Genomic DNA, 13,078 nt, shown 5'->3' on the forward strand with positions numbered 1-13,078 from the left:
CGGCAGCGCGCGAGCAGCGTGTCATGCCTGCCGCGCCCATTCCGCCCGAACCTATTTCGCCGACAGCTTCCGCCACAGCGTCGTCTTGCTGATGCCGAGCATCGCGCATGCGCGATCGCGGTCGCCGCCGCACGCATCGAGCACCGCGCGGATCTCGTCGGCTTCGGCGCGACGGCGACGCGCGTGGAGCGTCTGTGCGTCGTTGGTGTCGGTCGCGTCGGGCGGCGCCGCGAACAACTCGGGCGCGATCGCCTGCAGCGCATCGGGCGTGAGCGCCGCGCACGCGGCGCCCGGATCGTGTTCGTCGACTTCCTCGGCCAGTTCCACCGCGATCCGCTCGACCACGTTCTGCAGTTCCCGCACGTTGCCGGGCCATCGGTAGCGCGCGAGCGTCGCCTGGGTCGCGTCGAGCACGCGCATCGCATCGCCGACTTCGCGTACGCGTTCGGCCAGCCGCGGTTCGCGCCGCGCGGCCTGCACGAGCAGCGTGGCCGCGAGCGCCGGAATGTCGGCGGCGCGCTCGCGCAGCGGCGGCAGGCCAATGTTCAGGATGTTGAGCCGGTAATACAGGTCCGCGCGGAATGTGCCGTCCTCGACGGCCGCGAGCAGCGGGCGGTGCGTCGCGGCGATCACGCGCACGTCGATGCGGATCGGCTCGGTCGAGCCGAGGCGGATCACCTCGCGCTCCTGCAGCACGCGCAGCAGCCGGCTTTGCAGCGATGGCGGCATCTCGCCGATTTCGTCGAGAAACAGCGTGCCGCGGTGCGCGGCCTCGAACAGCCCGGTCTTGCCGCCGCGCCGCGCGCCGGTGAACGCGCCTTCCTCGTAACCGAACAGCTCGCTCTCGAGCAGCGCCTCCGGAAACGCGCCGCAGTTGATCGCGACGAACGGATAGTTGCGCCGCACGGACAGCGCGTGCAGGCTCTGCGCGATCATTTCCTTGCCGGTGCCGCTTTCGCCGAGCACGAGGACGGTTGCGTCGGATTTCGCGTAGCGGCGCACGAGGTCGCGCACGCGCGCCATCGGTGCGGACGCGCCGACCACGTCGTCGAGCGTAAAGCGCGCCGCGAACTGCTGCGTGTTCGGTTGCGAGCGCAGCGCACGGTCGAGCCGTTCGACCGCGCGCGATTCCTGGAACGTCAGCACGCTGCCCGACGTGACGCCGCGATCGACCAGCGGCCCGCGATGCACGACGTAGCGCACGCCGCGCACGGTCGCGAGCGCGTCGCCGTCCTCGCCGCGCAGCGTGCGCAGCTCCGGACGCAGATCGACGAGCGCGCGGCCGACGGCCGCCGCGGGTTCGACCCCGAGCGCCGACGCGAGCCGCTCGTTGATGGCTTCGACGCGACCGCGCGCATCGAGCGCGACCACGCCGTCGCGCAGGTGCTGCAACAGGTTGTCGAGCCGCTGGCGGCGAAACGCCTCGGCGTGCGTGGCGTACGCGACTTCGAGCGCCGTCTCGACCGCCTTGCGCACCGACGCGTGCGAATACAGAAACACCGCGCCCATGCCGGCGCTCGCTGCGAGATCGGTGACGAGGCCGGGGCCCACGATCGTCTCGATGCCGCGGTCGTGCAGGTCGTGCACGCAGGCTTCCGCTTCCTGCGCGGACTGATATGACGCAAACTGCACGTCGAGGCCGTAGGCTGCGACGAAGCGGCGCACTTCGGGCGGCGTCTCGCCGGCGCTGACGAGCGCGATCCGCGATGCGTCCCGCCGGGCGCGCGCGAGCGCCTGCATCACGTCGAAGCCGGTCGGCGACACCACCACGACCGGCACCTGCGCACGCGTTTTCAGGAAGCCGCCGTTCGAGCCGGCCGCGACGATCACGTCGGGCCGCGCGGTGCCGGCCTCCGCGATCGCGCTCAGCGCATCTTCGTACGCGCGCGTGACGATGCGCACGTCGGCACGTTCGTCGAATTCGCCGGCGATCTCGCGAAACAGGTCGCGCAGGCGGCTGATGCCCATCGCCCAGATGCGCGGGCGAACGGTGTGGTCGGCCGGGCCGACGGGCTTGGTCGAGGTGAGGTCCATGGCGATCGATTATGCGCGCGCGATTTCATTTTTGAAACATTGAATTGCCGAATTGAAATCACCGGACGATTCAATGCACCTGCCGGTTGCTTAAGAATCAGTGGGTTAGCGGTGTTTCGCGAGCTGGCCCGGTCCTTGCTGTTGATGGGCATTCCTTCAGGAGGCCGTTCATGAGCAACACGCATCTTCAGAGCGCCGGCGCGAAATTCCGCGCGGCAGTCGCGGCCGAGCAGCCGCTGCAGGTGGTCGGCGCGATCACCGCGTACGCAGCCAAGATGGCGCAGGCCGTCGGCTTCAAGGCCGTCTACCTGTCGGGCGGCGGCGTCGCCGCGAATTCGCTCGGGATCCCCGATCTCGGCATCAGCACGATGGAAGACGTGCTGATCGACGCGAACCGGATCACCAACGCGACCGACCTGCCGCTGCTGGTCGACATCGACACGGGCTGGGGCGGCGCGTTCAACATCGCGCGCACGGTGCGCTCGTTCATCAAGGCCGGCGTCGCGGCCGTCCACCTCGAGGACCAGGTCGGCCAGAAGCGTTGCGGCCACCGTCCGGGCAAGGAAGTCGTGCCGACCGACGAAATGGTCGATCGCGTGAAGGCCGCGGTCGATGCGCGCACCGACGACCAGTTCGTGATCATGGCCCGCACCGACGCGGCCGCCGCCGAAGGGATCGACGCCGCGATCGAGCGCGCGATCGCATACGTGGAAGCCGGCGCCGACATGATCTTCCCGGAAGCGATGAAGACGCTCGACGACTACCGCCGCTTCAAGGCCGCCGTGAAGGTGCCGATCCTCGCGAACCTGACCGAGTTCGGCTCGACGCCGCTGTTTACGCTCGACGAACTGCGCGAGGCGAACGTCGACATCGCGCTGTACTGCTGCGGCGCGTATCGCGCGATGAACAAGGCCGCGCTGAATTTCTACGAGACGCTGCGCCGCGACGGCACGCAGAAGGCTGCCGTGCCGACCATGCAGACCCGCGCCGAGCTGTACGACTTCCTCGGCTATCACGCCTACGAGCAGAAGCTCGACGAACTGTTCGCGCAGGGCAAGAAGTAACGCGGCCCGCGCGCCGGGACACGGTTCCCGGAATGCTTTGCATGAAGCCGGAGCGCGCGCACCCGCGCCGCGCCCGGCCGACATGACACCCCGATACCCATTGGAGAACGGAAACATGAGCGAGACGAAAGACGCAGCAGCACCGGCCGCCGCAGGCGCATTCAAGCCGAAGAAGTCGGTGGCGCTGTCGGGCGTGACGGCCGGCAACACGGCGCTGTGCACGGTCGGCAAGACCGGCAACGACCTGCACTACCGCGGCTACGACATTCTCGACGTCGCCGAATCGTGCGAATTCGAGGAAATCGCGCACCTGCTCGTGCACGGCACGCTGCCGAACCTGACCGAACTGGCCGCGTACAAGACCAAGCTGCGCGCGCTGCGCGGTCTGCCGAACGCGCTGAAGGCCGCGCTCGAGCAGATCCCGGCCTCCGCCCATCCGATGGACGTGATGCGCACCGGCGTGTCGGTGCTCGGCACCGTGCTGCCGGAGAAGGACGATCACAACCTGCCGGGCGCGCGCGACATCGCCGACCGCCTGATGGCGTCGCTCGGCTCGATGCTGCTGTACTGGTATCACTTCTCGCACAACGGCAAGCGCATCGAGACGGAAACCGACGACGACTCGATCGGCGGCCACTTCCTGCACCTGCTGCACGGCAAGACGCCGTCGAAGTCGTGGGTCGACGCGATGCACACGTCGCTGATCCTGTACGCGGAGCACGAGTTCAACGCATCGACGTTCACCGGCCGCGTGATCGCGGGCACGGGCTCGGACATCTACTCGGCGATCACCGGCGCGATCGGCGCGCTGCGCGGGCCGAAGCACGGCGGCGCGAACGAAGTCGCGTATGAAATCCAGAGCCGCTACAGCTCGCCGGACGACGCCGAAGCCGATATCCGCCGCCGCGTCGAGAACAAGGAAGTCGTGATCGGCTTCGGCCATCCGGTCTACACGATCTCCGATCCGCGCAACAAGGTGATCAAGGGCGTCGCGCACAAGCTGTCGAAGGAAGCGGGCGACCTGAAGCTGTACAGCATCGCCGAGCGCCTCGAATCGGTGATGTGGGACGCGAAGAAGATGTTCCCGAACCTCGACTGGTTCAGCGCCGTGTCGTATCACATGATGGGCGTGCCGACCGCGATGTTCACGCCGCTGTTCGTGATCTCGCGCACGTCCGGCTGGAGCGCGCACATCATCGAGCAGCGCGTCGACAACAAGATCATCCGCCCGAGCGCGAACTACACCGGTCCGGAAGACCTGCAGTTCGTGCCGATCGAGAAGCGCTGACACGCCCGCCGCGCGCACCGGCGCCCATGATGCGGGCTGCCGGCGCGCGCGGAACGTCTTACCCCGATTTCCGCCCCACATCATGAATACCGCCTACCGCAAACCCCTGCCCGGCACGTCGCTGGACTTCTTCGACGCGCGTGCCGCGGTCGAAGCGATCGCCCCCGGCGCGTACGACACGCTGCCGTACACGTCGCGCGTGCTCGCCGAAAACCTCGTGCGCCGCTGCGATCCGGCGATCCTCGCCGATTCGCTGAAGCAGATCGTCGAGCGCAAGCGCGAACGCGACTTCCCGTGGTTCCCGGCGCGCGTGGTGTGCCACGACATCCTCGGCCAGACGGCGCTCGTCGACCTCGCGGGCCTGCGCGACGCGATCGCCGAGCGCGGCGGCGACCCGGCGAAGGTGAACCCGGTCGTGCCCGTGCAGCTGATCGTCGACCACTCGCTCGCCGTCGAGTGCGGCGGCTTCGATCCGGACGCGTTCGCGAAGAACCGCGCGATCGAGGATCGCCGCAACGAGGATCGCTTCCACTTCATCGAATGGACCAAGCAGTCGTTCGAGAACGTCGACGTGATCCCGCCGGGCAACGGCATCATGCACCAGATCAACCTGGAGAAGATGTCGCCGGTGATCCAGGTGCAGGACGGCGTCGCGTATCCGGACACCTGCGTCGGCACCGACAGTCACACGCCGCACGTCGACGCGCTCGGCGTGATCGCGATCGGCGTGGGCGGGCTTGAGGCGGAGAACGTGATGCTCGGCCGCGCATCGTGGATGCGCCTGCCCGACATCGTCGGCGTCGAACTGACCGGCAAGCGCCAGCCCGGCATCACCGCGACCGACATCGTGCTCGCGCTGACCGAATTCCTGCGCAAGGAAAAGGTGGTCGGCGCGTACCTGGAATTCCGCGGTGCGGGCGCGGCGAGCCTCACGCTCGGCGACCGCGCGACGATCTCGAACATGGCGCCCGAATATGGCGCGACGGCCGCGATGTTCTTCATCGACGGCCAGACGACCGACTACCTGCGCCTCACCGGCCGCAGCGACGAGCAGGTGAAGCTCGTCGAGACCTACGCGAAGGCGGCGGGCCTGTGGGCCGACACGCTGAACGGCGCGCAGTACGAGCGCACGCTGACGTTCGACCTGTCGAGCGTGGTGCGCAACATGGCCGGCCCGTCGAACCCGCACAAGCGGCTGCCGACGTCCGACCTCGCCGCGCGCGGCATCGCCGGCCAGTGGGAAGAGAAGGCGGGCGAGATGCCCGACGGCGCGGTGATCATCGCCGCGATCACGAGCTGCACGAACACCAGCAACCCGCGCAACGTGATCGCCGCGGCCTTGCTCGCGCGCAACGCGAACGCGAAGGGCCTCACGCGCAAGCCGTGGGTGAAGAGCTCGCTCGCGCCGGGCTCGAAGGCGGTCGAGCTGTATCTGGAAGAAGCGAACCTGCTGCCGGAGCTCGAGAAGCTCGGCTTCGGCATCGTCGCGTTCGCGTGCACGACCTGCAACGGGATGTCGGGCGCGCTCGATCCGAAGATCCAGCAGGAGATCGTCGATCGCGACCTGTACGCGACCGCCGTGCTGTCCGGCAACCGAAACTTCGACGGCCGCATTCACCCGTATGCGAAGCAGGCGTTTCTCGCGTCGCCGCCGCTCGTCGTCGCGTATGCGATCGCCGGCACGATCCGCTTCGACATCGAGAAGGACGCGCTCGGCCACGACCAGGACGGCAAGCCCGTCACGCTGAAGGACATCTGGCCGACCGACGAGGAGATCGACGCGATCGTCGCATCGAGCGTGAAGCCCGAGCAGTTCCGCAAGGTCTACGAACCGATGTTCGCGCGCACCGCCGATGCGGGCGAGCGCGCGGCGCCGCTGTACGACTGGCGTCCGCAAAGCACGTACATTCGCCGTCCGCCGTACTGGGAAGGCGCGCTGGCCGGCGAGCGCACGCTCAAGGGCATGCGCCCGCTCGCGGTGCTCGGCGACAACATCACGACCGATCACCTGTCGCCGTCGAACGCGATCCTCGCGAACAGCGCGGCCGGCGAGTACCTCACGAAGATGGGCCTGCCGGAAGAGGACTTCAATTCGTACGCGACGCACCGGGGAGACCACCTGACCGCGCAGCGCGCGACCTTCGCGAACCCGACGCTGATCAACGAGATGGCGGTCGTCGACGGGGCGGTGAAGAAGGGCTCGCTCGCGCGCGTCGAGCCCGAAGGCAAGGTCATGCGGATGTGGGAAGCGATCGAGACGTACATGAATCGCAAGCAGCCGCTGATCGTCGTCGCCGGCGCCGACTACGGCCAGGGCTCGTCGCGCGACTGGGCCGCGAAGGGCGTGCGGCTCGCGGGCGTCGAGGCGATCGTCGCCGAAGGGTTCGAGCGGATCCACCGCACGAACCTGATCGGGATGGGCGTGCTGCCGCTCGAGTTCAAGCCGGGCACGAACCGCGCGACGCTCGGCATCGACGGCACCGAGACCTTCGACGTGATCGGCGAGCGTACGCCGCGTGCCGATCTCACGCTCGTGATTCACCGCAAGAACGGCGAGCGCGTCGCGACGCCCGTGACGTGCCGGCTCGATACGGCCGAGGAAGTGTCGATCTACGAGGCGGGCGGCGTGCTGCAGCGTTTCGCGCAGGACTTCCTCGAATCGTCGCAGGCCGCCTGACCGGGCCACACAGGGACAACGCAAACATGGCTCACATTCCTCAAATCAGGATTCCGGCGACGTATATCCGCGGCGGCACCAGCAAGGGCGTGTTCTTCCGGCTGCAGGATCTGCCGGACGCTGCGCAGGCGCCGGGCGCCGCACGCGACGCGCTGCTGCTGCGCGTGATCGGCAGCCCCGATCCGTACGGCAAGCAGATCGACGGGATGGGCGGCGCGACGTCGTCGACCAGCAAGACGGTGATCGTGTCGAAGAGTACGCGCCCCGGCCACGACGTCGACTACCTGTTCGGGCAGGTCGCGATCGACAAGGCATTCGTCGACTGGACCGGCAACTGCGGCAACCTGTCGGCGGCGGTCGGCCCGTTCGCGATCAGCGGCGGGCTCGTCGATGCGTCGCGCGTGCCGCGCGACGGCATCGCGACCGTGCGGATCTGGCAGGCGAACATCGGCAAGACGATCGTCGCGCACGTGCCGGTCACGAACGGCGCGGTGCAGGAGACGGGCGATTTCGAGCTGGACGGCGTCACGTTTCCGGCCGCCGAAGTGCAGCTCGAGTTCATGGATCCGGCCGCGGAGGAAGAAGGCTCGGGCGGCTCGATGTTCCCGACCGGCAACCTCGTCGACGACCTCGCCGTGCCGGGCATCTGCACGCTGAAGGCGACGATGATCAACGCGGGGATTCCGACCATCTTCGTCGAGGCCGAGGCGATCGGCTATACGGGCACCGAGCTGCAGGACGCGATCAACGGCGACCCGAAGGCGCTCGAGAAGTTCGAGACGATCCGCGCGCACGGCGCGCTGCGCATGGGCCTGATCGACACGCTCGACGAGATCGCGACGCGGCAGCACACGCCGAAGGTCGCGTTCGTCGCGAAGCCGGCCGACTATGTCGCGTCGAGCGGCAAGCGTGTGAGCGCAGGCGACATCGACCTGCTGGTGCGGGCGATGTCGATGGGCAAGCTGCATCACGCGATGATGGGCACGGCGGCGGTCGCGATCGGCACGGCCGCGGCGATTCCCGGCACGCTCGTCAACCTGGCGGCGGGCGGCGGCGAACGCAACGCGGTGCGCTTCGGCCATCCGTCGGGGACGCTGCGCGTCGGCGCGGAAGCCCGGCTCGAAAATGGCGAATGGACGGTCACGAAGGCGATCATGAGCCGCAGCGCGCGCGTGCTGATGGAAGGCTGGGTGCGGGTGCCGGGGGATGCGTTCTGAGCGTGCCGCGGTTCGCGCGTGCAACCCGGCAGTGCTGAACCGGATCGATCCCTGCGAAGCGGACCCGCTGCGCAGGGATTTTTCGTTTGGCGCACGTGTGACGAAGGCTATTCGCTACGCAATGTGTCGCATCGGTGGCCGTATCGGTGCGACGAAGCGCTAACGCTGGTCGACAGGAGAACTGTATGTCGCTTGGTGCCCCGCTTGCCGGCGTCCACATCGTCGAATTCGAAGGCCTCGGCCCCGGCCCGCTCGCGGGCTGGATGCTCGCTGGGATGGGCGCGCGCATCACGTTGATCGCGCGTCCCGCAGGCCGCACCAGCGCGCCGGACGCGCTGCAGGGCCGCGACGGCGACCTGCTGCGCGAAGGCAAGACGATCGTCGAACTCGATCTGAAGACGCCGGCCGGCCGCGACGCGGCGCTCGCGCTGATCGCGCAGGCCGACGCGCTGATCGAGGGGTTGCGGCCCGGCGTGATGGAGCGCCTCGGTCTCGGCCCGGACGATTGCGCACGCGGCAATCCGAAGCTCGTGTACGGACGGATGACGGGCTGGGGCCAGGACGGACCGCTCGCGGCGGCCGCCGGGCACGACCTGAACTACGTCGCGCTGACGGGGCTGCTGTCGCTGTCCGCGCCGCGCGACGGCCGGCCCGGCGTGCCGCCGACCGTCGTCGGCGATGCCGGCGGCGCGCTCGGGCTCGCATTCGGGATCGTCTGCGCGCTGTTCGACGTGCGCGGCGGCGGGCCGGGGCGCGTGGTCGACGGCGCGATCGTCGACATCGTGTCGATGCTCGGCTCGCTTGCGTTGTGGGCACGCGCGAACGAGCAACTCGATGGCGCGCACCCGAGCCTCTTCCACGATGCGCCGTTTTACGACGTATATCGCTGCGCGGACGGCGAATGCGTGACGATCGGCGCGCTCGAGCCGCCGTTCTACGCGTTGCTGGTCGAGCGGCTCGGGTTGAGCGATGTCGATCCGGCGTCGCAGTACGACCGCGCGCGCTGGCCGGCGCTGAAGGCGCGTTTTGTCGAGGTGTTCGCGCAGCAGCCGTCCGCGCACTGGCGCGCGCTGCTCGAAGGCACCGACGCGTGCTTCGCCCCGGTGCTGAGCGTGGCCGCTGCGGTCGAGCATCCGCACATTGCGGCGCGCGGGATCTATCGAACTGACGAGAACGGGAACGTGCGGGCGCGCGTGGCGCCGCGGTTTCTATCGTTGCAGGAGGATGACGCGGGTTGACGGAGCCGGGTGCGCGGGGCTTGCCGCCGCGTGTGCTCCGCCGTGTCGAGCGATATCGGCCGCTTACGCCGTTTCCTCCGGCGCATCCGGCATCTTGCCGTCGCCGACGCGATTGATCGTGCCTTGCGCGATCGCGACGAGCCGCTCGTGATCGCCGTCGATGACGAACACATGACACTGGCAGGTCGCCTGATGCCGGCCCGCGTAGACGACCTTCGCGCGCGCGACGAGCGTGCCGTTCACGGCCGGCCGCAGGTAGTTGATCTTGTATTCGGCGGTGATGACGCGCGGGCCGAGCACGAGCGCGCCGGCGAAGGTCAGCGCGTTGTCGGCGAGGTAGCCGATCACGCCGCCGTGCACGAAGCCGTGCTGCTGCCGCAACTCTTCCCGCACGGGCAGGCACAGCGACACTTCGTTGTCGCCGATATGCATCAGCTCCGTGCCCAGCAGCATGCTGAACGGTTGCGCGCGCAATGCGCCGCGCGCGTGGTCCGTGATGTCCGTCATCGACTGCCCTCGCAATGCGTGTCCGCTTGCGCTGAACTCTAGGAAGGGGGCTGCGGATAAGCAAGGAAATTCGTCCGCATTTCGCGCAACGGCCGGCGCGATGCGACGCGATTACTGCGCCGAACGCGCGCGTTGTCCTCGTTTGCCGGCGATTCGACGGGGATGGCGGGGACTGGCCGGGCGCCGCTCGCCGGATGTTCCTAAAGTCCGACGAAGAAATGCCGCTAATGCCGGGGCATTGCTCCATCGTCGCCTCTCCAGGAATCTCCCCCATGTTCGGAAAAATCAAGCTCGCGTCGGGTCTGCTCGGCGTGTTGACCGTGTTTTGCCTCTTTCTGTTCGCGATCGAGGCGCTCGGCTTCTGGGCGCTCGCATCGACGCGCAGCGGCGTCGACGACCTGTCGAACGTCGCGATCGCGCAGGTCGACGCGGCCAGCCAGGCGACCGAGCGCCTGCTCGACGCCCGCGTGAACCTGTCGCGCGCGGGCACGCGGATGGTGCGCGGCGGCCCGAAGCCCGACGAGATCATCCGCCATGCCAGCGCTTCGCTCGCCGAAGCGGACAAGGCGTTCGCCGCGCTGACGGCCGCGCAGGCCGTCGACGCGACGAACCGCGCGCGCGTGGCGGCGCTCGTCGAGCGCTATCGCGCGCTGCGCGGCGCGCTGGGCGAACTCGTGCAGTTCCTCGACGCCGACAACATCCAGGCGTTCCTCGACCAGCCGACGCAGGGCTTCCAGGACGCATACCTCGCCGAACTGCATCGCTTCGCCGACTACGGCGCCGCGTCGAGCCGCGACGCGCTCGCCACGATCGATAGCGGGATTCAGTGGTTCAAGTGGGTCGGCATCGTGCTGCTGGTGGCGATGCTCGCCGCGAGCGCGGCGATTTACGCCGCCGCGCGGCGCGCGGTGGTCGCGCCGCTGGACGAGGCCGGCCGCCATTTCGAGCGCATCGCGCAGGGCCGGCTCGACGAAGCCGTGCGGGCAGGCGGCGTGTTCGAGATCGACCGCATGTTGCGCGGCCTTGCCACGATGCAGGCGAGCATCGCGGACACCGTGCGCACCGTGCGTCACGCGTCCGATGCGATCCACCTCGGCGCGGGCGAGATCGCCGGCGGCAACGCGGACCTGTCCGCGCGAACGGGCACGCAGGCCGCGTCGCTCGAGGAAACCGCCGCGAGCATGGAGGAACTGACCGCGACCGTCCGCCAGAACACCGACAGCGCGCGTGCGGCCAGCGCGCTGGCCGACGCGGCGCTCGACGCGACGCGCCACGGCGGCGGCGTGGTCGACAGCGTGATCGACCGGATGCGCGGCATCGCCCAAAGCTCCGGGCGCATCGCGGAGATCATCTCGGTGATCGACGGCATCGCCTTCCAGACCAACATCCTCGCGCTGAACGCGGCGGTCGAGGCCGCGCGGGCCGGCGAGCAGGGCCGCGGCTTCGCGGTGGTCGCGGGCGAAGTGCGCTCGCTCGCGCAGCGCAGCGCGCAATCGGCGAAGGAGATCAAGGCGCTGATCGAGGAGTCGGTCACGCAGATCGACGGCGGCTCGGAACTCGTCGAACGGGCCGGCGACGCGATGCGGACGGTTTCGGCGTCGATCACGCGGGTCGTGCAGACGATGTCGGAGATCACCGCCGCGTCGGTCGAGCAGAGCGTCGGCATCGAGCAGGTCAATCAGGCGGTCACGCAGATGGACCAGTTGACGCAGCAGAACGCGGCGCTGGTGGAGGAAGTCGCGGCGGCGGCCGCGTCGCTGAACGACCAGACCGCGCACCTGATGCAGGCGGTGTCGGTGTTCGAACTGGGCGACGCGCGCGCGGCTCGCGGTGTTCGCGACGCGCGCGCGTCGTCGTCGTTTGCCGGCGCCGGTTACGAAGCAACGGGCAGCGCCGCGTAAGCGGTCGCGAGGTGGTAGGGCGTCGTCGACGGCATGTCGGCGCGCGACACCTGCCCGTCGGCCGTCTTGCACTCGAACCAGCCGCGCGGATGCAGGAAGCGCGCGGCGAAGCGCTCGATCTGCTGCGCGAGCGGTGCGGAGGCCGGCGTGCCGCCGTGCGTGGCGAGCGCGCGCAGGTATTCGGTTTGCGCCCAGATCCGCTGCGTGCCGTCGATGCATGCGCCTTGCGCGTCGACCGCCGCGCACACGGCGCCCGTTTGCGGATCGATCCCGTGCTGCTCGGCGAACGCGAACGCGCGCGCGAGCGCGTCGGGGAGCCCGGTTTGCGCGAGGCGCGCGCCGGCCGCATCGACCAGATAGAACCATTCGAACTGATGGCCGGGCTCGAAGCGGTTGTCGGCCGCCCCGAGCGGCAGTTCGGCGACGCAGCCGGTCGCCGTATCGACGAACGTGCGCTCGACGGCCTGTGCGGTGCGCACGAGCGCATCGTCGAACGCCGCGTCGCCGAACGCATCCGCGGCCGCGAGCCATGCTTCGGTCAGGTGCATCAGCGGGTTCTGCAGCGCGCCGCTGCCCGACGACGAGAAGTCGGCGTGACGCGCGGCGTCGAGCAGCGCGTCGCCCGGCTGCGGCGCGAAGCGGTCCTGGATCAGCGCGGCGGTGTCCTCGGCGACCGTGCGCGCCGTGGCGTCGCCCGACGCCGCATGCCATGCGGCACACGCGAACACGACGAACGCGTGCGTATAAAGGTCCTTGGTCGTGTCGAGCGGCGCGCCTTGCGCATCGACGCTGTAGAACCAGCCGCCGTGGCGCGGGTCGCGGAAGCGGCGGCACAGCGAGTCGAACAGCGTGGCCGCGTGCGCGGTGTGGCCGGCCTGCGCGAACACGAACAGTTGTCGCGCGCATGCCATTGCGCGATAACGGGTGACGGGCAGCGGTGCATGGGTGGCCGGATCGACGGCCTCGAACGGCAGCCGCAGCGTCTGGTCGAACCCTGAACCCTGCCAGATCGGCAGGATGACGTGCGCAAAATGGTCGCGCAATCGGGCGGCCTGGGCGGAAGCGGAATCGGAATCGGGAACGGACATGGCGGGGTTGAGCGCTTGGATCGAATTGAGTCGGCGCGGAGCGGCGCGGCCGGGGCCAAGGATA

Annotated in this window: 9 protein-coding genes; 6 read left to right on the forward strand and 3 right to left on the reverse strand. The window is 69.1% G+C overall.

Annotated features, from left to right (window positions below; all coding sequences use genetic code 11):
- Positions 1-51: 51 nt before the first annotated feature.
- Positions 52-2,034, reverse strand: a complete 1,983-nt coding sequence (gene prpR / locus ACV22V_RS19910; RefSeq protein WP_448015230.1) for a propionate catabolism operon regulatory protein PrpR — start codon at positions 2,032-2,034, stop codon at positions 52-54.
- A 170-nt stretch (positions 2,035-2,204) separates the two neighbouring features.
- On the opposite strand from prpR, the gene prpB reads away from it, so the two are divergent.
- The 5 genes from prpB (at position 2,205) to ACV22V_RS19935 (ending at position 9,518) form a co-directional block, all read left to right on the forward strand.
- A complete protein-coding gene (gene prpB / locus ACV22V_RS19915; protein ID WP_044845010.1) occupies positions 2,205-3,098 on the forward strand; it encodes a methylisocitrate lyase in 894 nt (297 codons plus the stop codon).
- A gap of 115 nt (positions 3,099-3,213) precedes the next feature.
- The gene (prpC, locus tag ACV22V_RS19920; protein ID WP_059448941.1) at positions 3,214-4,386 is read left to right on the forward strand and encodes a bifunctional 2-methylcitrate synthase/citrate synthase; all 1,173 of its coding nucleotides are present in this window, start codon (positions 3,214-3,216) and stop codon (positions 4,384-4,386) included.
- 82 nt (positions 4,387-4,468) lie between these two features.
- Positions 4,469-7,063: a Fe/S-dependent 2-methylisocitrate dehydratase AcnD gene (gene acnD / locus ACV22V_RS19925; protein WP_448015233.1), complete on the forward strand. Its 2,595-nt coding sequence runs from the start codon at positions 4,469-4,471 to the stop codon at positions 7,061-7,063.
- A gap of 26 nt (positions 7,064-7,089) precedes the next feature.
- Entirely contained in the window at positions 7,090-8,280 is a 1,191-nt protein-coding gene (gene prpF, locus ACV22V_RS19930) for a 2-methylaconitate cis-trans isomerase PrpF (protein WP_448015234.1), read from the forward strand.
- Positions 8,281-8,465: 185 nt separating this feature from the next.
- A complete protein-coding gene (locus ACV22V_RS19935; protein ID WP_448015236.1) occupies positions 8,466-9,518 on the forward strand; it encodes a CaiB/BaiF CoA transferase family protein in 1,053 nt (350 codons plus the stop codon).
- Between the two features lie 63 nt (positions 9,519-9,581).
- Here the strand turns inward: ACV22V_RS19935 and ACV22V_RS19940 are convergent, their stop codons facing one another.
- Positions 9,582-10,025, reverse strand: a complete 444-nt coding sequence (locus ACV22V_RS19940; RefSeq protein ID WP_059467287.1) for a PaaI family thioesterase — start codon at positions 10,023-10,025, stop codon at positions 9,582-9,584.
- A 272-nt stretch (positions 10,026-10,297) separates the two neighbouring features.
- Between ACV22V_RS19940 and ACV22V_RS19945 the strand changes: the two genes are divergently transcribed.
- The gene (locus ACV22V_RS19945) at positions 10,298-11,926 is read left to right on the forward strand and encodes a methyl-accepting chemotaxis protein (RefSeq protein WP_448015237.1); all 1,629 of its coding nucleotides are present in this window, start codon (positions 10,298-10,300) and stop codon (positions 11,924-11,926) included.
- On the opposite strand, the gene ACV22V_RS19950 is transcribed toward ACV22V_RS19945, so the two are convergent.
- The gene (locus ACV22V_RS19950) at positions 11,899-13,014 is read right to left on the reverse strand and encodes an AGE family epimerase/isomerase (protein ID WP_448015238.1); all 1,116 of its coding nucleotides are present in this window, start codon (positions 13,012-13,014) and stop codon (positions 11,899-11,901) included. The two genes, ACV22V_RS19945 and ACV22V_RS19950, sit on opposite strands and share 28 nt — an antisense overlap.
- Positions 13,015-13,078: the final 64 nt, after the last annotated feature.

This window comes from Burkholderia sp. AW33-5 (genome assembly GCF_053427615.1).

Excerpts from the sequence above, each read along its gene's own strand:
- ACV22V_RS19935 (WP_448015236.1), top strand. The coding sequence starts at position 8,466 with ATGTCGCTTGGTGCCCCGCTTGCCGGCGTCCACATCGTCGAATTCGAA.
- prpB (WP_044845010.1), top strand. The coding sequence starts at position 2,205 with ATGAGCAACACGCATCTTCAGAGCGCCGGCGCGAAATTCCGCGCGGCA.
- ACV22V_RS19950 (WP_448015238.1), bottom strand. The coding sequence starts at position 13,014 with ATGTCCGTTCCCGATTCCGATTCCGCTTCCGCCCAGGCCGCCCGATTG.
- ACV22V_RS19945 (WP_448015237.1), top strand. The coding sequence starts at position 10,298 with ATGTTCGGAAAAATCAAGCTCGCGTCGGGTCTGCTCGGCGTGTTGACC.
- prpF (WP_448015234.1), top strand. The coding sequence starts at position 7,090 with ATGGCTCACATTCCTCAAATCAGGATTCCGGCGACGTATATCCGCGGC.
- ACV22V_RS19940 (WP_059467287.1), bottom strand. The coding sequence starts at position 10,025 with ATGACGGACATCACGGACCACGCGCGCGGCGCATTGCGCGCGCAACCG.
- prpR (WP_448015230.1), bottom strand. The coding sequence starts at position 2,034 with ATGGACCTCACCTCGACCAAGCCCGTCGGCCCGGCCGACCACACCGTT.
- prpC (WP_059448941.1), top strand. The coding sequence starts at position 3,214 with ATGAGCGAGACGAAAGACGCAGCAGCACCGGCCGCCGCAGGCGCATTC.
- acnD (WP_448015233.1), top strand. The coding sequence starts at position 4,469 with ATGAATACCGCCTACCGCAAACCCCTGCCCGGCACGTCGCTGGACTTC.